Consider the following 20640-nt stretch of genomic DNA (forward strand, 5'->3'; position numbering starts at 1 on the left):
ACCGCGCGAAACTACTTCGCCGTCGTCGCCATTGCCGCCACTCTGCTCTGGATAAGGTAACTGTCCACACGGCCTAAGGCCATATGCGATTCCCCTACGATGCGCAGCGAGGTCTGGCCCCTTCGGCCGCCGAGCAGCACGTCGATCATCGAATAGATCAGGCTGGAATCGACGGTGGCGAGCCCGAAATTCTCCCATTCCTCCGCCTTGAACACGCTGAGCACCGCCGGCAGCGGAATCGAGTTCATGTAGTCGCCGAAGCGCACCGAAGTGATGCGGTCGAGCGAGACTTCGACGTTGTCGGAGGTGAAATTGCGCAAGGATGTCGTCATCAACCGCACCAGGCGGTCGAACACGATTTCCAGCATCGGCAGGCGTTCATACGACACCATCGCGGAGTCGATGATGGCGCGGATACCGGAATTGTCGTCGAGATTGACGTCGCCGACGGTGAAGCCGAGCAAATTGTCGATCTCTTCCTGCGAGAGGACCCGCTCGCCGCCGTTCTTGGTGCCGAAGTCGCGGCTGCCGTCCTCGACCATGGCCGCCCATTGCAGCGACATGCTCTCCGACAGTTCATTCTTCGCAGCTTCTTCCGCTGCGGCTGCCGGATCCTCGGAATCGAGCGACGCCTCCCACTGGGCGGCGATCGCATCCTGGTCCATCTGGTCGTTGCCGGCCATCGCTACTGAACCACGATTTCCTTGAACAGCACCGCGTTCACCTGGTTGGGCGACAGCGCCGCGTTGACGCGCTTGGTGAGTTCTTCCTTGAGGCGGAACAGGCCGGCCGAGCCGTTGAGGTCGCTGGCGCGCAGTTCGCGCAAATAGGTCTGGAACAGGTCGGTGACGCGCGGCAGCGACGGCTTGATCGCCTCGACCTGCTTCTCCTCCTTCACCTCCAGCACCAGCTTGACCTTCAGATATTGGATCCGCTCGCCGGGCCCGCCGACGAGATTGACGAGCATGTCGGGCACTTCGACGAAGGCCGGCGGCTTCGGCGGCGGTGCTTCGGCATGCACCTCCTCGCCATGGCCGCGCATGAAGAAGAACCAGCCGGCGCCACCGCCAAGGATGGCGAGGAAGCCGACGGCGGCAATGATCAGCTTGAGCTTACCCTTCTTCGAAGCAGCGGCCTCGCCCTCGGCGCCGCCCTCCGCCTTGTCTTCGTCCGCCATCGCCCGCCCGCCCCAAAAACGGAAACGAACGCGATTGCCCCAGCCAGGCCCTTTGAGACGCAATACCGATGCCGCCAGCGCACACGCGCTCTGTTACAGCGCAACGCTAGGGTAAGAATGGTTAACGGTTTCTTTCATTCGCCGCGCAACTAGGAAAAAACTGCCGGGCAAACATGGTCAACAAGACCTTTCTGCCGCCCTCTCCGCCCCCGGGCTGAACACCTAACCCACTCAAAAATCATCACTTTCCGAGTTGGCACGGCTTTCGCTGAAGACAGTGCGAGCCGGCGGGTTTGGGAGAGCCCAAAGGTTCGCGAGGTCCGAGGGCCTGAGGTTTGGGAGAACCTCTTTCTGCGGACCGTCCACGAAGGGGAGAACCGCCGATGCAGAATACGCTTCTGGTCGGACTATCGCGGCAGGTTGTGCTGGAGCGGCAGATGGATGTCGTCGCCAACAACATCGCGAACATCACGACGAACGGCTACAAGGCCGACCGCTCGCTGTTCCAGGAATTCCTGAGGTCCGGCGCGCATGAGGACAATTTTGCCCCCTCCGACCGCCGCGTGTCCTTTGTCAACGACCGCGCCACTTTCCACGACTTCTCGCAAGGACCGTCGCAGGAGACCAAGAACCCGCTCGACGTCGCGATCGACGGCTCGGGCTTCCTCGTGGTGCAGACGCCCGAAGGCGAGCGCTACACCCGCGACGGCAATCTGACCGTCAACAACCAGGGCCAGCTCGTCACCCAGTCCGGCTATCCCGTGCTCGGCAATGCCGGTCCGATCGTGTTCCAGCAGACCGACAAGGACATCAGCATCGCCGCCGACGGCTACGTCACCGTGCTCGAAGGCACCGGCCGCATCGACTCCATCCGCGGCAAGCTGCGCGTGGTCAATTTCGCCCAGCCGCAGCAGCTCGTGAAGGAAGGCAACAACCTCTATTCCGCTGGCGAAGGCAATCCGGCCGCGCTCGATACCACCTCGCGGCTGCGCCAGGGCTTCGTCGAGAAGTCCAACGTCAATTCCGTCACCGAGATGAGCCGCATGATCGAGATTACGCGGACCTACACCCAGATCTCGTCACTGCTGCAGCAGCAGAGCGATCTGCACAAATCGGCGATCGACAAGCTCGCCGACGTTCCGGCCTGAGGAGATTAATCGATGCGCGCTCTCTACACTGCAGCGACCGGCATGGCGGCACAGGAACTCAACGTTCAGGTGATCTCCAACAACATCGCGAACCTGCGCACCACCGGCTACAAGAAGCAGCGCGCCGCGTTCCAGGACCTGATCTACGACCATGTGCGCCGCGTCGGCTCGCAAGCCTCCGACCAGGGCACCATCCTGCCCGTCGGCATCGATCTCGGCGGCGGCGTCAAGACCGTCGGCACGCCGCGCCTGATGAGCCAGGGCACGCTCTCGCCGACCGGCAACGATCTCGACATCGCGATCCGCGGCGAAGGCTTCTTCAAGATCCAGATGCCCGACGGCACCTACACCTACACCCGGGACGGCTCGTTCATGATGGACCAGCAAGGGCGCGTTGTTAACGCGCAGGGCAACCCGGTGCAGCCGACCATCACGATCCCTCAGAACTCCTCGCAGATCACGATCAATGCGCAGGGCCAGCTAACCGTGATGCTGCCGGGCTCGACCACGCCGACCCTGGTCGGCCAGATCGGGCTGACGCGCTTCATCAACAAGGCCGGCCTGCAGCCGATCGGCGACAATTTGTTCGTCGACACGCCGGCCTCCGGCACGCCGCAGGACGGCATCGCCAACACCGACGGCTTCGGCGACATGCAGCAGTCCAACCTCGAACAGGCCAATGTCGAGGTGGTCTCGGAGATCTCCGACCTGATCGCGGCCCAGCGCGCCTACGAGATGAACGCCAAGGTGATCAGCGCCGCCGACCAGATGCTGCAATCCACCTCGAACCTGTTCCGCTGAGGGAGAGTGACCATGTTCGCCGCCCGCTTCTCCTCGCCGCGCTGCTCCTTGCCGCGTCGGTCTCCAATGCGACCGCGCAGAGCCGCAGCGACGTCATCGCGCCGCCGACGCTGCGCGCCAACGTCACGGTTACAAGCGACATCGTCCGCATCGGCGATCTCGTCGACAATGCCGGCAGCTTCGGCGCCACACCGATCTATCGCGCGCCCGATCTCGGCACCACAGGCACGCTGCCGGTGGCGCAGGTGCTCGCCACGCTGCGCACCCATCAGGTGATCGGCGTCGACACCCGCGACCTCAAGGAAATTTCGGTGACCCGCGCCGCGCGCGCGATCGATCGGCAGGAGATCGAGCAGGCGGTCGCCCGCACGCTGGAGCGCCGCAACGGCCTCGGCGAAGCCGCCAATCTCACCATCAACTTCGATCGCGACATCGGCGACGTCAGGCTGGAAGCCACCAATTCCGGCAATCTGCAGCCGGTCGCCCTCCGCTACGATCCGCGCAACAGCCGCTTCGACATCACCTTCGAGATCGCGAACGAGACCGGCGCCGCGCCGACCAGGCTGCGCTTCACCGGCACCGCGATCGAAACCGTCGAAGCCGCCGTGCTGGCGCGCAGTGTCGAGCGCGGCGAGACGCTGAAGCATTCGGACGTGCTGGTCGAGCGCCGCCCGAAGGCCGAGGTCGGCAACGACCTCGCCCTCCGCGACAATGCCGTCGGCATGCAGGCCCGCCGCCAGCTCCGCGCCGGACAGGCGCTGAAGACCGCCGATCTCGCCAGGCCGGATCTCGTGACCCGCGACCAGAACGTGACGCTGATCTATCAGGCCGCCGGGCTCTATCTCACGATCCGCGGCAAGGCGCTCGACGGCGGCACCGAAGGCGATGTCGTCAGCGTGATGAACCTGCAGTCCAAGCGCACCGTCTCCGGCACCGTCACCGGCCGCGGCCAGGTCACGATCACCCCGCCGCGCGCAGCAACTGTCCTTGAACCCAGCGCCTCGCTCGCCCCCGCCGAGCAGGCGAGCCCCGTCGCCGTCGCCAACGTCAGTTCAGTCGCCCCGAAAGCCGAGTAACCGTGATGTCCGCTTATCGTATCAACCGCCTCGTCCTCACCGGCGCCCTGCTCACGCTCGGCATCCTCGCCAGCGGCTGCTCCTCGATCGACCGCCTCTCCCAGATCGGCGAACAGCCGAAGCTGACCGCAATCGAAAATCCGACCACGCAGCCCGGCTACAAGCCGGTGCAGATGCCGATGCCGAAGCCGGAAGTGGCCTCCTACAGCCCGAATTCGCTGTGGCGCAACGGCTCCAGAGCCTTCTTCAAGGACCAGCGCGCCGCGCGCGTCGGCGACCTGCTGACGGTGACCGTCAATTTCACCGACAAAGCCAACATCGCCAACGAGACCCAGCGCAGCCGCACCGCCAAGGAAGATTCTGGTATCACCGACTTCCTCGGCTCCCAAACGGTTACGCAGCCGCTAAAGGTCCTGCCGGGCAAAATCCTCACCACGGACTCGACCTCGTCCAGCGACGGCAAAGGTTCGGTGAACCGGCAGGAAGCGTTGCAGACCAACGTCGCCGCGGTCGTCACGCAGGTGCTGCCGAACGGCAACCTCGTGGTCGAAGGCAAGCAGGAGATCCGCGTCAATTTCGAGATCCGCGAACTGATCGTCGCGGGCGTCGTGCGGCCCGAGGATATCCAGAGCGACAACACCATCGATTCAAGCAAGATCGCCCAGGCCCGCATCGCCTATGGCGGCCGCGGCCAGATCACCGACGTCCAGCAGCCCCGCTACGGACAGCAGGTGATGGACGTGCTGCTGCCGTTCTGACCTTCTTCAAACGAGCTCCCACACTTTATTGCGAACCTAGGCGCAGTGAAGTGTTCCAACGCGGCCCTCGCTAGCTCCCCTGGCGGGGGCCGCGGCTTTTTGGCGACCACGTGCCCGGTGTAAAGTCGCGTGATGCGGAGCGAGAACGAGGTTCGGATCAGCCTGACACGACGCGCTTGCCTCGGCGCTGCGCTCGCCATCCTGTGCGCGCCGCCTGCGTCGGCGGCCGATCCGAGCATCGCGCTCGCGCCAGCGGACATGGCGCGCATTGGTTCGATCGACGAGCGCTTTCAATCCTACAATGTCGAGATGGTCGAGGTGACCGGCGGGCGCTTCTGGCGTCCTTACGCCGATCGGCGCAAACCTTCTTCGAAGGCGGATGGCATCCCGGCCGGCAGGGATCCCGCGATGTACGCCTACCGCAAGCCGATCGATCTCGCCAATCCGCGACTGCGCAAGCTCGCCGCGGCGCTGGGGCCGGCCTATCTGCGCGTGAGCGGCACCTGGGCCAACACCACCTATTTCGACGACACCGATGACAACGCGCGATCGCCACCGCGCGGCTTCAACGGCGTGCTGACGCGCCGTCAATGGAACAACGTCGTCGACTTCGCCCGCGCGGTGGACGCAAGGCTCGTCACGTCCTTTGCGACAGGCCTGGGCACGCGCGATGCCAGCGGCGTCTGGACGCCGGCGCAGGCACAGAAGCTGATCGCGGCGACGCAGGCGCTCGGCGGAACCATCTTCGCGGCCGAATTCATGAACGAGCCCGACCTCGCCGCCATCGGCCTATTGTCCAACTATGATGCCGCGAGCTTCGGCCGCGACATCGCCGTGCTCGCGCCGTTCCTCAAGCATGCCTCATCGGAAACGATCCTGCTTGGGCCGGGCACCGTGAGCACAGGCGGATCGGGCGATGCGCTCGGCAGTGAGAAGCTGTTGGCAGCAGCAGGCCCCGTGTTCGACGCGATCTCCTTCCATTATTACGGCGCCCTCTCGCCACGTTGCAGCAAGAGGGTGCCATCGGCTGCGGTGCGCGACAGCAACGCGTTGTCACAAGACTGGTTGTCCGGCATCGATCGTGCAGCGTCGTTCTACGCAAACTTGCGCGATCGGTTCGCACCCGGTCGGCCGCTGTGGATCACGGAAACGGCCGATGCCGCCTGTGGTGGCAATCCTTGGAGCTCGACCTTCCTCGACAGCTTTCGCTATCTCGACACGCTTGGGCGCATGGCCAAACGCCAGGTGCAAGTCGTCATGCACAACACTCTTGCTGCCAGCGACTACGGCCTGCTGGAAGAGAAAGACTTCACGCCGCGTCCGAACTATTGGGCCGCACTGCTTTGGCGAAAACTGATGGGCACGGTCGTGCTCGACGTCGGATCGGCGGCGGTGCCGGGACTATATCTCTATGCGCATTGCCTGCGGGACACATCAGGCGGCGTGGCGCTGCTTGCCATCAACACCGATCGGATGGCGCGGCGGTCGCTCCGGTTCTCCGGAACGGCGCGACGCTACGCCCTGACCGCAGCCAATCTCACCGACACGCGCGTGCGCATGAATGGCCGCGAGTTGAAGCTTGCTGCGAATGATGAATTGCCTGCGCTCGAAGGCGAGCCGGTCGCGGCGTCACACACTGACTTGGCCCCGGCCAGCATCACATTTTTCTCGATCGCGGATGCGGCCAATCCCGCCTGCCGGTAGCGCCTGGAACGCCGGGCACCTCTGCATCGGAAGCATAACCCGGGAAACTACGTACAGCATATCGGACGAAGGCTGGTCCAGATCACGTTTCGACGAGATGTGATCACGCAAGTCCAGCCCGCTGGCACGAAGCCTGCATAAACCAATCCAACCGGGTATTCCCCAATCAACCGAAGGTCAAAATGCTTGTCACGCTTGTCGCTATTCTCTGCAACGGTCCGCTTTGTCTTGAAAAAGTCGTCACCAACAGCGAGCAATCCGGCATCACCATGGCAGCCTGCAGTGTAAATGCGCAAATCGGCATCGCCGACTGGCTCTCCAAGGGGCCGTATCACGAGTGGAGGCTGAAGAGCTACAAATGCGTCATGGGCAAATATACGCCCAAGAACGAAGCATGAGAGCGCGAAGCATGAGAGCGTGACGCGTGAGTCATGCGGCTCCTCCGATGAGGATCAGGTTGGCGATCTGATACACGTGTGGGTTCAGGCATGATGGCGATTTTACGCGCAGCCTTTCACGCCCCATTAACCCTCGCGCCCTCACTCGCTGGAAGTTGGCGGCGTCGCGCTCTAGGTAGTGCACAGCGCAAACTTTCTCGTTATGGGTGTGTTCGATGATCAGAGATGGCGAATATGCCGTTTGGTTTCGGACGCCGCACGGCGAAGGCACCGGGATCATCTATCTTGCAAATGGCAGGATCTCGGGCGGCGACTGCATGTTCACCTATAGCGGCACTTACGAGCTCGACGAAGACCGGTTCACCGCAACGCTGACGACCAAGCGCTACGCCGAAGGCCCGACCACCGTGTTCGGTGTCGATGAGGTCGAGGCAAAGCTGACCGGGGTCTTCAAGGGCCAGACCGCGGTGTGCTCCGGCACTGCGGAGCAAGCGCCGGGCGTGCGTTTCGAGGCCAACCTGTTTCCCCGTCCGGAGCCACCGTCAGAGCGCGGCATCAAGCGCACTGCCGGCGTGACCAGGCTGCCGCAAAGCCAGGCCGACCACCACCGCCCCGCCAAGCCGTTTGCGGTTGGATAGTGCGATCGTAGGGCTAGCCGACCCCATTCTCCGCCGCTTCAACGCGCGAAGGCGGGAGGCGTAACCGACAATCCCGGTCGCAGGCGAACGGCGGATTACGCTTGCGCCGTCGCTCGTTGAAGCTGCGGAAAACGGGACGCTAACTAACCCGCCCTGCCATTCATTTCGTGATGGCTGAGATGACGATGGCGCGCATGCCGTTCAATGAACGCGTGTCGCGCCGGCGGCCAATCGTTGCGCCAGTTGCCGTCGGTATAGGGATTGCCCGGGCCGATATTCTGGCAATTGGCATCGGGATAAAACTGCGCGCAGTAGCCGGGATCTTCGATCACCGCCTGAGCCGATGCCGGGTTTGCGAAAGCCGCCGCGATGACGCCAGCGGCGCCGATCAGTGCGTATTTCATCTTGGTCTCCTGGACGATGCGGAATCACTCCTATTCGAAATGGTGGGCCTCAGCGCCGACGCCAATCATGGATCGCGCCGCCTTTCCCGACCGTGATAGTTCGCGATTGCAGCCGGTCACCGCAGTGACACCGAATGACGCGGTTCATTCACGCGCGCGGGAAAACTTCGCCGGGCAGAACTTGCCCACTCAGCGCCGAATGTCCTGAGGGTCGCGCCTATCCCGTTGAAATAACTCGCGTGCATGATGGCACACGGATTGCGTCCTGCGACCTCATCACGAATTGGGGCGCGACGTGCAGATATCGACGACGATCTCCTCCTATAGCTTTGTTACCGCGAGCACGAAGAACACTGCCGCAAAGGACGTCTCGAGCGCCGACGATCAAGCTTCCACCCAACCCGCGCGGGAAACGTCCCTCGGCAACGGTATCGAGGAGGAGTTCCTCAAATACGCCCACATGAACCCGATCGACCGGATGCGCGCGAACATCCTGAAGAGCATGAACCTGACCGAGCAGGACCTGCAAAACATGACGCCGCAACAGCGCCAGGCCGTGGAGCAGAAGATCAAGGACCTCATCGAGCAGCAATTCCATGAGAACGCGGACAAGAAGGGCCAGCTCGTCGACGTGTCGGCGTAGCACCGCCACTGTTTCCGCCGTCATTCCGGGGCGCGCGTCAGCGCGAGCCCGGAATCCATTCGTCCACTTGCGCAAGCGGTGAAATGGATTCCGGGCTCATCGCTTCGCGATGCCCCGGAATGACAGCCCCCCGTCATTGCGAGCCAACGGGTCGCGCGAACGCGCGCCCGATGACAGGCTCCGCGAAGCAATCCACGTCTCCACAAGCGGCGCTATGGATTGCTTCGCGCTGCCCGCAATGACGATGTGGATGCTTTCGGTGCGACATAACAACCCGACGGGCAAATCACCTAAAGTCTGTCCATCCCTCGCGCAGAAAATATTCCGCTTTCGCCGTCGGGCAAATCAGTGATTTAACTCCGCGCGTCTCACGGCGGATGAGGGGCGGCTCGCGATCGTCACGAACGTTGCGGTGAGATGCGGTGGACGCGGGTGTCACGACTGACGAGCGTGGCACGCGTGGACGGCGAAGTCGTGTGGTCCTGGCGCCCCGACGCTGGCGCTAAGTTTTTCGCGCGAACAAGTTCGCGCTAGAGATGACGGTGGCAAGAAAGCCCGGTCACCGGGGAGAGCACGAAATAAGCCGTAACACCATCGCACAGGGAAAGCCGGAATGCTTCGGTTGAACCTGTGGTCCTACCCCCGTGCTTTTTGTTGCACGGGACCCATGGGTGCAACCGGCACCCGGCTTTCCCTGCGCCCTCTGTTCGATGAGAGGGTGGAAAGTGAAGCAAAGCTCGGGCGTGATACGCCGCGAGAATGCGGACTCACATGCCCTGTCCTGTTTGAAAATTGAATCATGACTCGCGGCGATGCTGTAGGGTGGGCAAAGCGAAGCGTGCCCCCCAACGCGAGCACGGCGCTAGATGGTGGGCACGGCGCAAGTGCGCCTTTGCCTACCCTACGGCTCCGGCTCCGCCGCAACCGCTTGCTCGCGCCACAACAACTCCCTGTGGTCATGGGTCCTTGCTTTCGCAGGGACGACAGCGGTGCGAGACGCGCGAACCTATCTACCGCATCACGCGAACGTGGCCTTCACCTTGCCCAGACCCGCGAGCTCCATCACGACGCTGTCGCCGGCGTTGAGCCATATCGTCCTCACCAGGCTGCCTGTCAGCACCACCTGTCCGGCGTGCAGGCCCTTGCCTTCGGCGGCGAGATGGTTGGCGAGCCAGGCGAGTGCGTTATGGGGATGACCGAGCACGTCGGCGCCGGTGCCGCTCGCCACCTCCTCGCCATTGATGAGCGCGCGGCCCTTGACGTCGTGCAGATCGGGTGCGGTGATGCGTGGCACTGCCGTGCCCAGCACGCAACCGGCGGCGAAAAAGTCGTCCGCGATCAGCGTCGGCGCGCCCATCGCCTCCCATTTCGCATAGCGGTCGTCGACGATCTCGATCGCGGGATGATACTCCGCAACCGCCTCCGCGACCCATTCGGCGGTGAACGGCGCCTCGCCCGGCGCCAGATCGCGCGCCAGCTTCACCGCGATCTCGCATTCGACGCCGACGCGGACATAGTCGGCCATCTTGAGCTCGGCACCGCTCTCATACACGCCCTTCTCGAACACGCCGCCGCCGCAAGGATGGGCGATGCCGAGATAGTCCTGCATCACCGCACTGGTGCAGCCGATCTTGTAGCCGACGAGCGCGCCGACCTTCGGCAGCAAGAGGTCATGCACCGCGCGCTGGACCTGATAGCCCTCCTCCTCATCGGCCGGCACCAGATCCGCCGGCAGCGCCGCCAGCGGCGCGCGGTTACGGCGAGCGGTGGCGATGGCCTTTGCGGCCGCTGCGGTCCTGTCCATGGCCACCTCCCGGATTGCGTTGTCGAGATGGCAATTCAGCACCACGGCGCGCGCTTGACAAGCGCGTCACATACGCGCTCACGCCTTGACAAGGCCGAGCCTGATCAGGCTTTCGGCGGTCGCAAGGATCGTCTCGTCATCGCGGCGCGGCGTCCAATCGAGCTTTTCGCGGGCCTTCGCGCTGGTGGAGCGGCGGACCTTGCCGAGCATCGGCACGGCATAGCGCAGCACGGGAACGCCCGTTGCGGCCAGCCGCACCACCCAGTCCGGCGCCTGGAAGCGCGGCACCCGCCGGGCGGCGGAACCGAGCTCGCGCCGCAGGAGATTTGCGATATCGAGCATCGACATCGGATCTCCGGCAACCGCGATGAAGCGTTCGCCGCGCGCCGCCGGCGAGGTCATCGCGCGCAGATGCAGGTCCGCCACGTCGCGCACGTCGACCACGGCGAAATAGATCCGCGGCACCGCCGGCATCGCGCCGTTGAGCAGCATCTTGATGATGTCGATCGAGCCGGAGAAATCCGGCCCCAGGACCGGCCCAAACACGCCGACGGGATTGATGACGGAAAGCTCCAGTCCGCCGCCCTCCTTCGCAATGAAATCCCAGGCCGCACGCTCGGCGAGCGTCTTCGACTTGACGTAGGCGAACACGTCATCGCCATCGAGGTCGGTCCAGCTCGTCTCGTCGAACGGCTGCGCCTGCGGCGGGTGGCCGTAGCCGATCGCCCCCATCGACGACGTGACGACGACACGCTTGACGCCGGCATCGCGCGCGGCGCGCAGCACCCGCAGAGTCCCGTCGCGCGCGGGAATGATCATCTCGTTCTCGTCCCTGGGCACGCTGCTGCTGAGCGGAGACGCGACATGCAGCACGTAATCGCAACCCGCCACCGCCTCGCGCCAGCCGGCATCCTGCGTGAGATCGGCAGTGAAGAACGATACGCTCTCGGGCGATGGCGCATTGCCCTGGTGCAGCATCGCGAGCACATCCTTGCTGCGCTCCGGCCGGCGCACCGTGGTGCGCACCTGATGGCCCTCGACCAGCAACTGCAGGATGGTGTGCACCCCGATGAAGCCGATCCGCCCGTAACCAAAACGGTGCTCATCCGACAAAGCCTTTCCCAAATCTTCGGCCTCGGCGCGGAAATTCGCTTCGCCGGCCTGCAACAACCGCATCTGGGCCACTATCTGCGAGAGGACAAGTAGGATGAAATTCGAGACCGGTATGGAAAACAATACCATGTCGCCCTGCGATTCCGCCGAATGCGCAGATTGCGCGCCCGACCCGGCACTGCTCGGCGATTTCAAGCACGCCATTCACGCACTCGGCGGCAAATGGAAACTCGAAATCCTTTTTGCGCTGATGAACGGCGCAACCCGCTTCGGCGCCCTGCGCCGCTCGCTCGGCGGCGTCACCCAGCACATGCTGACCGCGCAACTGCGCGAGCTCGAACGCGACGGCCTGGTCCTTCGTACCGTGCTTGCCGAAAAGCCGCTGCGGGTGGAATACGAATTGACCGACGCCGCTTACGGCCTGTTGCCGGCGTTCCGCGAACTGCTCGCCTGGTCGAAGACCTATGGCGCACGCGGCCATGCCGCCGCGCGCGAAGCGACACTCGGCGCCGAACTCGCCTGAATGTCGCTTCGCAACTTTACGCTATCCCGTCATTCCCAGCGCCCGCCGGATCGCGATCTCGACCGGCGAATAGGCGCCGTCGGAACGCTCGAGCCGATAGGGCTCCCTCAATGGCAGCGCGGGCTGTGCCATGAAGCGAGGCGCCCTGCCCTGGTGCCGTTGGGCGGCGTGAACCAGGAAGGGATGGCAGAGATAGACCGTGCCGGCCGCGCCGGTCGCCAGCGCAATCGGGCAATCGGCGCCCATCTCGTCCAGCGCCATGCGGGCACGGCCGGCCTCGCCCGCTGGTGCGAGATAGCGCGCCATCGGCTGGTGCGAGCCGACCCTGATGCGCGTCGGCGCGTCCTGTTCGCCGACGTCGGAGAACAGGAACAGCATCAGCAATGCGCGCCCGCGCGAGGTGACATTGACGCGCCAGGCCGAGAAATCCTGCCGCTCATTCGGATCGCAATCCTCACCGGGGAAGCTGAGGTCGACGTGCCAGCCGGCGTCGCCGGGATCGTCCGGATGCGGAAAGCGTACCGGAAAGGTGCCGATATCCTGTTGCGGCCACCAGCGGCCTGTGCCGACGATCTGGTCGAGCGCCGCATGCAGGACGGGCATGTTGATCGCCTGCCGGAACGGTGGCTGGCCATAGAAGCCCAGTCGCACCACCGGACGTGTCCATGTTGCGGGCGCGTGCTCGCGGCATGGCAAGTCGCGCCACAGGATGGCGCACGCCTCCTCCGCGAGCTCGCGCGGAAAAGCGTCGTCGATCCTGACAAAGCCGTGTTCGATGAATTGGGCAATTTGCGCGTCGCTGAGCGAACGCGCGCGTTCGTGGTCGGTCATGATGATGATCTCTCAAGCTGTCGCCAGACATTATTGCGCTGCGTCATGCAGCGGCGGTCGGGCTCAATCGGTCCAATGGGGGATGCCGCAGGCAGCGGCGGCTGGAGTCAGCGACCCAGCAAGAAGACCGAAGCGAAGTTGAGAATGGATTTCATCATCATGGCAGCGCGAAACTACCTCCGCCGGATGGCGGTTTCAATGGCACCGCCGCGAGCCTACCCCTATTCGTCGCGATAAACTTTTTCGCGCTTCTCGTGGCGTTCCTGGGCCTCGACCGAGAGCGTTGCGATCGGACGCGCCTCGAGCCGCTTGAGGGAGATCGGCTCGCCGGTCTCCTCGCAATAGCCGTAGGTGTTGTCCTCGATGCGCTGCAGTGCGGCATCGATCTTGGAGATCAGCTTGCGCTGGCGGTCGCGGGCGCGCAGCTCGATCGCACGGTCGGTCTCGGAGGAAGCACGGTCGGCAAGGTCGGGGTGGTTGACGTTCTCTTCCTGCAAGGTCTGCAGCGTGAGCTTCGATTCGCGGAGGATCTCATCCTTCCAGGCCAGCAGCTTGGCGCGGAAATAGTCGCGCTGACGCTCGTTCATGAAAGGCTCTTTTTCAGAAGGCCGGTAGTTCTTCAGCTTTTCCAAAGGCAGTCCATGTCCCTGTCAGGCGGACGAAAATGGGTCATCCGCGCGGCGCCTTATATAGCTACCTCATGTGACAGACAATATCGGCGCAACCCCTTCGAACCGCCATTTCCGCCCCCTTACACAGGCAAGTTGGCCCCGTTCCGCCAGGACCGGTCAGTGGGCTCATCCGGCGCCAACAGCCCCGAGAATGAAGGGTCCGGATCAGTCCTTTTTGCCCGGCCGACGGGAATTAAATCCGCGCTGACCAGACCGGGCGAATCGCGGCCGAGGCAAACGACCTTAGGCCTGCCCGGCCTTGGCGAGCTCGACTTCGACGCGAAGCTCGATTTCGGACAGGACCGCATCGAGGCCGGGATCGCCGGAGGAAGATTTCAGGCTGGCGGCGGCATCGCGCAGCCGCGCGACGGTTGTCGCTTCCAGATTGCCGGCCAACAGGCCGATCTTGAGCTCGTCGAGCACATCGAGCGCGCCGCGGCCCCGCGCGACCGAGCGCTTGCGGCGTTCCGTGGGGTCCTCGACACCTTGCAGCGCAAGCAGCGCATCGATATTCGCGGCGGCTTTCGGCGCGGCGCCGGAACGGACCTCGCCCGCTTCCGTCGAGGGTTCCGGCAGCGCGAAGCTGCTCGAGTTGTTCCGCCGCGTGCTGCTCGCGGGCGTTCCAAGCGTGGTGCCGTTCGGTCCTGAGATGCGCATCGTCGATGATCCCGCGGGCGTGCTGGACGGAACCTTCGCCCCCTTATGGTTAATGGTCCGTAAACGACTCGGCAAAATCTGCCGCCGGCCGGCAGTTTCGACTCCGCCGGCAAACGGAGCGCGAACAGCGATCACGAAATTTCACTAAAGATATCAGTTATTTGATGCATCACCCCGCTATGGCACAGGGCTCGCATAGTGAAGGAGCGGATCGCCCGCTATGGGAGTGGCGTGCCGGTCCGATGGAAGACCTCGAGGGGAGCACAGGGATGCCCGGCATCCGTTCGGCACATTTTTTCGCAGCCGCCTGCGCCGCGTGGCTCGTGCTCGCGCTGACCGCTTTGCCGGCCGGCGCGACGTCGCGGATCAAGGACCTCGCCAATATCGAAGGCGTGCGGCAGAACCAGTTGATCGGCTATGGCCTCGTGGTCGGCCTCAACGGCACCGGCGATACGCTCAACAACATCCCCTTCACCAAGCAATCGCTGCAGGCGATGCTGGAACGGATGGGCGTCAACATCCGCGGCGCCACCATCCGCACCGGCAACGTCGCCGCCGTGATGGTCACCGGCAATCTGCCGGCCTTCGGCACGCAGGGCACGCGGATGGATGTCACGGTGTCCGCGCTCGGCGACGCCAAGGATTTGCGTGGCGGCACCCTGCTCGTCACCCCCCTGCTCGGCGCCGACGGCAATGTCTACGCGGTCGCGCAGGGCACGCTCGCGATCTTCGGGTTCCAGGCCGAAGGCGAAGCCGCCAAGATCGTGCGCGGCGTGCCGACCGTCGGCCGCATTGCCAACGGCGCGATCATCGAGCGCGAGATCGAGTTCACGCTCAACCGCCTGCCTAACGTCCGGCTCGCGCTGCGCAACGCCGACTTCACCACCGCAAAGCGCATTGCGGCGGCGGTGAACGATTTCCTCGGGGTCAAGACCGCCGAGCCGATCGATCCCTCGACCGTGCAGCTCAACATCCCGCCGGAGTTCAAGGGCAACGTCGTCGCCTTCCTGACCGAGATCGAGCAACTGCAGGTCGACCCGGATCTTGCCGCCAAGATCGTGATCGACGAGCGCTCCGGCATCATCGTGATGGGCCGCGACGTTCGCGTCGCCACCGTGGCGGTCGCGCAAGGCAATCTCACGGTGTCGATCTCCGAGAGCCCGCAAGTGAGCCAGCCCAACCCGCTGTCGCGGGGACGAACGGTGGTGACGCCGCGCTCGAATGTGCAGGTTACCGAAGACGGCAAGAAATTCGCCGTGGTGAAAGACGGCGTCTCGCTGCAGCAACTCGTCGACGGACTGAACGGGCTCGGGATCGGCCCGCGCGACCTGATCAGCATCCTGCAGGCGATCAAGGCCGCCGGTGCGATCCAGGCCGACATCGAGGTGATGTGATGCAGAGCGGATTCGTCGACGCCATCACCAGTCCCTATCGGGCGCCGCGCGGCAACGGCCGCAACGATCCGCAACTCGCGGACGCGCTGACGAAGGTCTCGCCGGAAATGCAGGCGAAGGCCCGCGCGAAGGCGCAGGATTTCGAGGCGCTGTTCCTCAATTCGATGTTTTCGCAGATGACCAGCGGCATCAAGGGCGAAGGCCCGTTTGGCGATACGCCCGGCACCGGCGTGTGGCGTTCGATGCTGACGGAAGAATATTCGAAATCGTTCGCGAAATCCGGCGGCGTCGGCATTTCCAACGAAGTGTTCCGCACGCTGATCCTGCAGCAGGCAGGCGGCGCCAGCCAAGCTTGAGGAGATCAGGACAAGATGAACCAGCGTCTTCAATCGCGGCCGGCGCCGGCGCAAGCCGTGAAGTCTGCAAGCTCGACACCTGCCGAAATTCGCAAGCTCGCGGAAGACCTGATGGACGTGATGAGCGCCCTGCTCGGCATCACCGAGCGCGAGACAGAGCTGGTACGCGCCGGCAAGGTACGCGAAGCGATGCAACTGGAAGCGCAGAAATCGGAATTGTCGCGTCGCTACATGGTCGCGGTCGAGAACGTGAAGGCTGCGCAAAAGCAGCTGTCACAGGCGGCGCCCGATCTCCTGAACACGCTGCGCCGCCATCACGACACCTTCCGCGCGATGCTGCAGGTCAACCTCACCGTTCTCGCCACCGCGCATGCGGTGTCGGAGGGCATCGTGCGCGGCGTCAATAGCGAGATCCAGCGCCGCAACGTGCCGAATACCTACACCGCGGCCGGCCGGCGCGCTGCGCCTGGACCGCGCCACATCACGCCGCTCGCGGTCAGCCGGTCGCTCTAATTCGTTAAAATTGTCGCGCGAGCGTAAGCGCGGCATTCAGCGCATTCCCTAACAACCTGTTGAGAGGTGTGGCCTATAGTTGCGGTTCATGGAGGGTTGGGATTTGACTCGAAGCATTAGCTAGTGCGCACGCACTAGGAGGCGTGATGAGTACAGATTTCAGCATCAAGCCGGTCGGGGTACCGGTTGCGGCACCGATCACCGCTCCCGTCAGCGAGGCGGCGCGGAATGCCGTCTCAACCGAGCTGCCGCCGAGCCGGAGCGTCACCGCGGCGGATGCAGGCGCGCGCGCCAGCATCAATTCCAACGTCGTCAACGCTTCCGTTTCCAACCAAGTCATTATCGATCGCGACGCCGCGTCCGTCGTCTTTCAAGTCGTCGACAACCGCACGAGCCAGGTCGTGAGGCAGTTTCCTGAAGAGGCCGTGCTGCGCCGGCGCGCCTATTTCCGCACGCTCGACCTGACCAAGGAAACGCCGACACGTCTCGGCGCCACCGACCGCAGGGCCTGACGCTTCAGGTACGGCGCTCAGCCCTGGCGCTTCGCGTAGGCCTGGTCGAGATACGTTCCCCCGGTCGCAGGATCGTTGACGACATTCTTGATCAGCGCCGTGCCGACCGAAGTCAGCGTAAACTTGGTATCGCCGACCCGGAACGACTGATCCTTGATCAGGACGTCCTGGTATTTGCTGGTGCCCTCGCTCTGGTAGTGCACCTTGGCGCGGAAGCCCGTGACGTTCGTGACCTGGATCTTGAACGACTTGTTGTTGGCGTATTTGCCGGTCCAACTGCCCTCGTAGAGCTCAGGATCAACAGCCACATAGGGCGTCTTGGAGGGAACGTTCAGCCCGACGGCCTTGTAGTTGGCCGCCAGGATGCCCATCATGTCGGCCATTCGAGCCGCTCCACTTTGCCTAGCCGCGGCCGGCGAGGCCGGCGGCGAGGTTGCAGTTGATGTCGATCAGCGACTTCAGCTTCGCCGGATCCGGATTGATCTGCATCTCGACGGTCTGCTTCATCACGAACACGCCGATATTGGTGATGTTCTGGCGGACTTCGAGCGGCTGCGGATTGTCATTGGCCTGCGCGGCGCTCATGAAGATCGACCACAGGCGGCGATTGAACAGCAGCGCGTTCTGCATCGCCTTGTCCGGCCCACTCCAGTTCGTCTGGACTTCCTGAAGCTGTCGTGCAGCTTTTAGCAGCGCCTGCGCTTCGATTTCACGGGGGGACGCCGTCGTGGTTGACGTGCGTGCGTAGGCCTGAGCTGCATTTGACATTCACGAACCTCGGTGGGAGCGGTTTGGACCGCGGGGTCTCAAAAAGTGCCCAACTTTCATACAGACCGTGCCTTTAAATATGGTTAGCAACGGTTACCAAATGTGTCCGTTTTCCGGCAGAAGCCGCCACGCCACGCCTTAACTAAAACGAAGACGGCGGGGTTCCCCCCGCCGTCTCGCGCCGTTCTTGATTTGGTGAAGCTACGCTTAGCGGAGCAACTGCAGCACGCTCTGCTGGCTCTGGTTGGCGAGCGCGAGCGCGGAGACCGCGATCGACTGGCGGGTCGACAGCGCCTGGCTGTTGGCCGCTTCCTCGTTGGTGTCGGCCAGCGTCAGGTTGGACGAGCCGGTCTGCAGCACGTTGATCAGGTTCTTCGAGAAGTCCTGGCGGATCTGCACGATCGACAGGTTCGAACCGAAGGACGACGCCTGGGCGCGCAGCGTGCTGCTGGCGTTGGTCAGGCCGCTCACCACCTTCTGCACGGAGTCGTTGTCCTTGAAGTCGCCGGACGACAGCGCCGCAAGGCCAAGGCCCGCGGAGTTGAAGTTGACGCCGGAGATCGCCAGCGTCGACTTGCCGGTTTCGTTGAAGGTCAGCCGCAGCGTGTCGCCGGTGAGCAGGTTGACGCCGTTGAAGGAAGCATCCTGCGCCGTGGTCGTGATCTGGTTCAAGATGTTGTTGTACTGGGTGACGAGCGCGTCGCGGGCGGCGCTCGCCGACGCATCGACCACCGGATCGCTCGGGGTCTTGTTAAAGAACAACTGGCCCGACACCGCCGCGGTGCCGCTGATCAAGCCGATCGTAGCCGAAGCCGCGTCGTTCGCGGTGGTGATCGTCAGCGTGCCGTCCTGCGCCAGCGTGGCCTGGAGGTTGTTCGACTTCAGCTCTGCATTGAGATCGTTCAGCGAGGTGACGTGACCCGGACCGGTACCACCGAAGGTGATGCTGGTGGCGGTGCCGCCGCCCGTAGAGCCAATCGACAACGTCTGGCCGTCGAGCGGCGACGGGCCGTGGTCACGGGTCTTGCTGATCGGGCCAGCAAAGCCGAGGGCGGCCATCGCGGCCGTGTTCGAGCTGGTGATCGTCAGATCGCTGGTGGTGCCGGTATGCAGCGTAATCTGGCCGCCGGACACCGATGAAGAGTTCGGGGCCGCACCGGTCAGGGCGTCGATCTTGTGCAGCAGCGTATCGATGCTGTCGTCCTTGTTGATGTGGTTGTTGTCGGCCGCGCCATTGTCCACGAAGGTGATGGTCTTGCCGTTGACCGTGATCGTATCACCGGTCTGGAAGCCGGTGGTGATCGCGTCGCTGAGAGCGGCGGCAGTGCCCGACAGCTTGGTAGCACCGGTGATCTGCACGGCGCCGGCCGTGGGCGTGCGGCTCACCTTGTTGTCGGTGAGGCCGCTAAGCCCAAGCTTGGCCAGGGTGGCAGCATTGGAGCCCGAGAAGTCCACGTCCTGCGTTGCGCTCGTCAGAATATGGATCTTGCCGACATCGGCACCGGTTCCGATGCTGGCGGTGGCTCCAGAGGCGCCGTTAATGGCGGTGAGGATATCGCCAATAGTGCCGGTGGAGACGTCGATCGAAAGATCGTTGTTGGCCACCGAACCGGAGGTGCCGCCGCCGTTGTTGAACGCGATCGTCTTGCCGTTGATCACGAGGACATCGGAGTTCGTGAAGGCCGCGCCCGCTCCGACCAAGGCGTCCGCACCACCGGCAACCTGGGGACCGGAAAGCTTGGTCACCGCCGTGATCGGGGTCGTGGTGTTGGTGGTGCTGGTGCGGGTCACATCCTGGGCCGTGGCCGAAAGGCCGAGCTTGGCCAGAGTGCCGGCGGCGCCACCGGTACCGTCCTCGATGTCGATGTCGTGGGCGAGACCAGTGCTGAGCTGGATCGCGCCGCCACTAATGCTGGATGCAACAGCACCGCCGGTGCCGGTATTGCCGGTGATCGCGTCGATCGCGCCCAGCAGGTCGCCCAGTGTCTGGTCGACACCGATCGTGTAGTTGCCGCTGCCATCGACCGCCGCGGCGCCCGTGGCCTGGAAGGTGATGGTCTTGCCGTTGACCGAGAAGGCAGCACCGGCGGTCAGAGCGCCACCAGCCGCAGTGCTCAGAACCGAGGTTGCGTCCGACGCGGCATTGATCTGGGTACCCAAGGTGGCCAGGCTGTTGGTGTATGCGGTCTGGTGCGTGGCATTGACGCGCGTGCCGTCGGCCGAATTGGCGCTGTAGCTGGTCAGGTTGTTGTTGACCGCGAGCGTGCCCTGGACCGTGGTATCGATCGCGGCGCCGGTACCGAGCAGGTTCGAGGCGGTGGCGCCGTTGATCTGAACGCTCACGCTGGACTTGGCGGAATAGCCGACAGTCGACTGCAAGGCCTGGGTCGCGACCGACTTGGCGCCGTCGACCAGCTTCTGCAGCGACGTGATGCCGGTGCTGGCCGCCTGCAGCACCTGCACGCCGTTGCCGATGCCATCAAGCAGGTTGTTGATGTCGCTGGCGCGATTGTCGAGCGCGGCGGCGGTGAAGAAGTTGGTGGGGTTATCGAGGGCCGAGTTGACCTTCTTGCCGGTGGAAAGACGGCTTTGGGTGGTGGCGAGCAGGTCGGCAGTCGACTGCAGCGAGAGGAGGTTCTGGCGAACCGAAGACGAAAGAACAATGCCGGACATTGGGAGTGTCAGAAGTTTTGTGTAAGAGCGCCTCTGTGAGAGGTTTGCGGGGTCAGCGGACTGACCCCATGGGGTCAG

At 63.9% G+C, this 20640-nt stretch carries 22 protein-coding genes and 2 pseudogenes; 13 read left to right on the forward strand and 11 right to left on the reverse strand.

Annotated elements, in window-relative coordinates; translation table 11 throughout:
• Positions 1-74 precede the first annotated feature (74 nt).
• Positions 75-683, reverse strand: a pseudogene (fliM, locus tag AAFX91_RS24480) (flagellar motor switch protein FliM); the annotation flags it as partial.
• A gap of 2 nt (positions 684-685) precedes the next feature.
• Positions 686-1177: a flagellar basal body-associated protein FliL gene (gene fliL / locus AAFX91_RS24485; RefSeq protein WP_130578829.1), complete on the reverse strand. Its 492-nt coding sequence runs from the start codon at positions 1175-1177 to the stop codon at positions 686-688.
• Between the two features lie 383 nt (positions 1178-1560).
• Between fliL and flgF the strand changes: the two genes are divergently transcribed.
• The 7 genes from flgF to AAFX91_RS24520 all read left to right on the forward strand — a co-directional run bounded on the left by flgF (position 1561) and on the right by AAFX91_RS24520 (position 7700).
• Entirely contained in the window at positions 1561-2325 is a 765-nt protein-coding gene (gene flgF, locus AAFX91_RS24490; protein ID WP_130578830.1) for a flagellar basal-body rod protein FlgF, read from the forward strand.
• 12 nt (positions 2326-2337) lie between these two features.
• Entirely contained in the window at positions 2338-3126 is a 789-nt protein-coding gene (gene flgG / locus AAFX91_RS24495) for a flagellar basal-body rod protein FlgG (protein ID WP_028163563.1), read from the forward strand.
• Positions 3123-4202: a flagellar basal body P-ring formation chaperone FlgA gene (gene flgA, locus AAFX91_RS24500; RefSeq protein ID WP_394568260.1), complete on the forward strand. Its 1080-nt coding sequence runs from the start codon at positions 3123-3125 to the stop codon at positions 4200-4202. The genes flgG and flgA overlap by 4 nt, the downstream gene beginning before the upstream one ends.
• Positions 4203-4207: 5 nt before the next feature.
• A complete protein-coding gene (gene flgH, locus AAFX91_RS24505) occupies positions 4208-4960 on the forward strand; it encodes a flagellar basal body L-ring protein FlgH (RefSeq protein WP_130578832.1) in 753 nt (250 codons plus the stop codon).
• A gap of 132 nt (positions 4961-5092) precedes the next feature.
• Positions 5093-6664 carry a hypothetical protein gene (locus AAFX91_RS24510; RefSeq protein ID WP_394568246.1) on the forward strand — a complete coding sequence of 524 codons (1572 nt, stop codon included), beginning with the start codon at positions 5093-5095 and terminating at the stop codon, positions 6662-6664.
• Between the two features lie 182 nt (positions 6665-6846).
• A complete protein-coding gene (locus tag AAFX91_RS24515; RefSeq protein WP_130578834.1) occupies positions 6847-7062 on the forward strand; it encodes a hypothetical protein in 216 nt (71 codons plus the stop codon).
• Between the two features lie 215 nt (positions 7063-7277).
• On the forward strand, positions 7278-7700 hold the full coding sequence (locus AAFX91_RS24520) for a hypothetical protein (RefSeq protein WP_394568247.1): 423 nt from the start codon (positions 7278-7280) through the stop codon (positions 7698-7700).
• A gap of 143 nt (positions 7701-7843) precedes the next feature.
• Here AAFX91_RS24520 and AAFX91_RS24525 read toward each other — a convergent pair whose 3' ends face one another.
• The gene (locus tag AAFX91_RS24525) at positions 7844-8104 is read right to left on the reverse strand and encodes a hypothetical protein (RefSeq protein WP_394568249.1); all 261 of its coding nucleotides are present in this window, start codon (positions 8102-8104) and stop codon (positions 7844-7846) included.
• A 295-nt stretch (positions 8105-8399) separates the two neighbouring features.
• Between AAFX91_RS24525 and AAFX91_RS24530 the strand changes: the two genes are divergently transcribed.
• Positions 8400-8747, forward strand: a complete 348-nt coding sequence (locus AAFX91_RS24530) for a hypothetical protein (RefSeq protein WP_282527792.1) — start codon at positions 8400-8402, stop codon at positions 8745-8747.
• Positions 8748-9765: 1018 nt separating this feature from the next.
• Here AAFX91_RS24530 and AAFX91_RS24535 read toward each other — a convergent pair.
• Both AAFX91_RS24535 and AAFX91_RS24540 read right to left on the reverse strand, forming a co-directional pair.
• Entirely contained in the window at positions 9766-10551 is a 786-nt protein-coding gene (locus AAFX91_RS24535; RefSeq protein WP_394568251.1) for a 2-keto-4-pentenoate hydratase, read from the reverse strand.
• A gap of 78 nt (positions 10552-10629) precedes the next feature.
• Positions 10630-11657: pseudogene (locus AAFX91_RS24540) on the reverse strand (SDR family oxidoreductase).
• Between the two features lie 101 nt (positions 11658-11758).
• Between AAFX91_RS24540 and AAFX91_RS24545 the strand changes: the two are divergent.
• Positions 11759-12187, forward strand: coding sequence for a winged helix-turn-helix transcriptional regulator (locus AAFX91_RS24545; protein ID WP_394568253.1), 429 nt, complete (start codon positions 11759-11761; stop codon positions 12185-12187).
• Between the two features lie 21 nt (positions 12188-12208).
• Here AAFX91_RS24545 and AAFX91_RS24550 read toward each other — a convergent pair whose 3' ends face one another.
• From AAFX91_RS24550 to AAFX91_RS24560, 3 genes are all read right to left on the reverse strand, one after another.
• The gene (locus AAFX91_RS24550) at positions 12209-13018 is read right to left on the reverse strand and encodes a phytanoyl-CoA dioxygenase family protein (protein WP_394568255.1); all 810 of its coding nucleotides are present in this window, start codon (positions 13016-13018) and stop codon (positions 12209-12211) included.
• A gap of 221 nt (positions 13019-13239) precedes the next feature.
• A complete protein-coding gene (gene dksA, locus AAFX91_RS24555; protein ID WP_196237262.1) occupies positions 13240-13605 on the reverse strand; it encodes an RNA polymerase-binding protein DksA in 366 nt (121 codons plus the stop codon).
• 327 nt (positions 13606-13932) lie between these two features.
• Positions 13933-14346 carry a flagellar assembly protein FliX gene (locus tag AAFX91_RS24560; protein WP_130582401.1) on the reverse strand — a complete coding sequence of 138 codons (414 nt, stop codon included), beginning with the start codon at positions 14344-14346 and terminating at the stop codon, positions 13933-13935.
• 269 nt (positions 14347-14615) lie between these two features.
• On the opposite strand from AAFX91_RS24560, the gene AAFX91_RS24565 reads away from it, so the two are divergent.
• The 4 genes from AAFX91_RS24565 (at position 14616) to AAFX91_RS24580 (ending at position 17121) form a co-directional block, all read left to right on the forward strand.
• A complete protein-coding gene (locus AAFX91_RS24565; RefSeq protein ID WP_394568256.1) occupies positions 14616-15740 on the forward strand; it encodes a flagellar basal body P-ring protein FlgI in 1125 nt (374 codons plus the stop codon).
• A complete protein-coding gene (flgJ, locus tag AAFX91_RS24570) occupies positions 15740-16096 on the forward strand; it encodes a flagellar assembly peptidoglycan hydrolase FlgJ (RefSeq protein ID WP_130582399.1) in 357 nt (118 codons plus the stop codon). Before AAFX91_RS24565 ends, flgJ begins: the two co-directional genes overlap by 1 nt.
• Before the next feature lie 15 nt (positions 16097-16111).
• On the forward strand, positions 16112-16609 hold the full coding sequence (locus tag AAFX91_RS24575; RefSeq protein WP_130582398.1) for a hypothetical protein: 498 nt from the start codon (positions 16112-16114) through the stop codon (positions 16607-16609).
• A gap of 146 nt (positions 16610-16755) precedes the next feature.
• Complete coding sequence (locus AAFX91_RS24580; protein ID WP_130582397.1) at positions 16756-17121, forward strand: flagellar protein FlaG; 366 nt, start codon at positions 16756-16758, stop codon at positions 17119-17121.
• Positions 17122-17138: 17 nt separating this feature from the next.
• Here the strand turns inward: AAFX91_RS24580 and AAFX91_RS24585 are convergent, their stop codons facing one another.
• The 3 genes from AAFX91_RS24585 to AAFX91_RS24595 all read right to left on the reverse strand — a co-directional run bounded on the left by AAFX91_RS24585 (position 17139) and on the right by AAFX91_RS24595 (position 20562).
• On the reverse strand, positions 17139-17504 hold the full coding sequence (locus AAFX91_RS24585; protein WP_130582396.1) for a hypothetical protein: 366 nt from the start codon (positions 17502-17504) through the stop codon (positions 17139-17141).
• A 19-nt stretch (positions 17505-17523) separates the two neighbouring features.
• Entirely contained in the window at positions 17524-17889 is a 366-nt protein-coding gene (flaF, locus tag AAFX91_RS24590; RefSeq protein WP_130582395.1) for a flagellar biosynthesis regulator FlaF, read from the reverse strand.
• Between the two features lie 207 nt (positions 17890-18096).
• A complete protein-coding gene (locus AAFX91_RS24595) occupies positions 18097-20562 on the reverse strand; it encodes a flagellin (protein WP_394568258.1) in 2466 nt (821 codons plus the stop codon).
• Positions 20563-20640 lie beyond the last annotated feature (78 nt).

It is taken from the genome of Bradyrhizobium sp. 31Argb (assembly GCF_043638955.1).
Lineage (GTDB): Bacteria > Pseudomonadota > Alphaproteobacteria > Rhizobiales > Xanthobacteraceae > Bradyrhizobium.

Excerpts from the sequence above, each read along its gene's own strand:
- AAFX91_RS24575 (WP_130582398.1), top strand. The coding sequence starts at position 16,112 with ATGAACCAGCGTCTTCAATCGCGGCCGGCGCCGGCGCAAGCCGTGAAG.
- AAFX91_RS24510 (WP_394568246.1), top strand. The coding sequence starts at position 5,093 with ATGCGGAGCGAGAACGAGGTTCGGATCAGCCTGACACGACGCGCTTGC.
- flaF (WP_130582395.1), bottom strand. The coding sequence starts at position 17,889 with ATGTCAAATGCAGCTCAGGCCTACGCACGCACGTCAACCACGACGGCG.
- AAFX91_RS24560 (WP_130582401.1), bottom strand. The coding sequence starts at position 14,346 with ATGCGCATCTCAGGACCGAACGGCACCACGCTTGGAACGCCCGCGAGC.
- AAFX91_RS24525 (WP_394568249.1), bottom strand. The coding sequence starts at position 8,104 with ATGAAATACGCACTGATCGGCGCCGCTGGCGTCATCGCGGCGGCTTTC.
- AAFX91_RS24515 (WP_130578834.1), top strand. The coding sequence starts at position 6,847 with ATGCTTGTCACGCTTGTCGCTATTCTCTGCAACGGTCCGCTTTGTCTT.
- flgF (WP_130578830.1), top strand. The coding sequence starts at position 1,561 with ATGCAGAATACGCTTCTGGTCGGACTATCGCGGCAGGTTGTGCTGGAG.
- AAFX91_RS24565 (WP_394568256.1), top strand. The coding sequence starts at position 14,616 with ATGCCCGGCATCCGTTCGGCACATTTTTTCGCAGCCGCCTGCGCCGCG.
- AAFX91_RS24595 (WP_394568258.1), bottom strand. The coding sequence starts at position 20,562 with ATGTCCGGCATTGTTCTTTCGTCTTCGGTTCGCCAGAACCTCCTCTCG.
- dksA (WP_196237262.1), bottom strand. The coding sequence starts at position 13,605 with ATGAACGAGCGTCAGCGCGACTATTTCCGCGCCAAGCTGCTGGCCTGG.
- AAFX91_RS24550 (WP_394568255.1), bottom strand. The coding sequence starts at position 13,018 with ATGACCGACCACGAACGCGCGCGTTCGCTCAGCGACGCGCAAATTGCC.
- AAFX91_RS24520 (WP_394568247.1), top strand. The coding sequence starts at position 7,278 with ATGATCAGAGATGGCGAATATGCCGTTTGGTTTCGGACGCCGCACGGC.
- fliL (WP_130578829.1), bottom strand. The coding sequence starts at position 1,177 with ATGGCGGACGAAGACAAGGCGGAGGGCGGCGCCGAGGGCGAGGCCGCT.
- flgJ (WP_130582399.1), top strand. The coding sequence starts at position 15,740 with ATGCAGAGCGGATTCGTCGACGCCATCACCAGTCCCTATCGGGCGCCG.
- flgG (WP_028163563.1), top strand. The coding sequence starts at position 2,338 with ATGCGCGCTCTCTACACTGCAGCGACCGGCATGGCGGCACAGGAACTC.
- AAFX91_RS24545 (WP_394568253.1), top strand. The coding sequence starts at position 11,759 with ATGAAATTCGAGACCGGTATGGAAAACAATACCATGTCGCCCTGCGAT.
- AAFX91_RS24535 (WP_394568251.1), bottom strand. The coding sequence starts at position 10,551 with ATGGACAGGACCGCAGCGGCCGCAAAGGCCATCGCCACCGCTCGCCGT.
- AAFX91_RS24585 (WP_130582396.1), bottom strand. The coding sequence starts at position 17,504 with ATGGCCGACATGATGGGCATCCTGGCGGCCAACTACAAGGCCGTCGGG.
- AAFX91_RS24580 (WP_130582397.1), top strand. The coding sequence starts at position 16,756 with ATGAGTACAGATTTCAGCATCAAGCCGGTCGGGGTACCGGTTGCGGCA.
- flgH (WP_130578832.1), top strand. The coding sequence starts at position 4,208 with ATGTCCGCTTATCGTATCAACCGCCTCGTCCTCACCGGCGCCCTGCTC.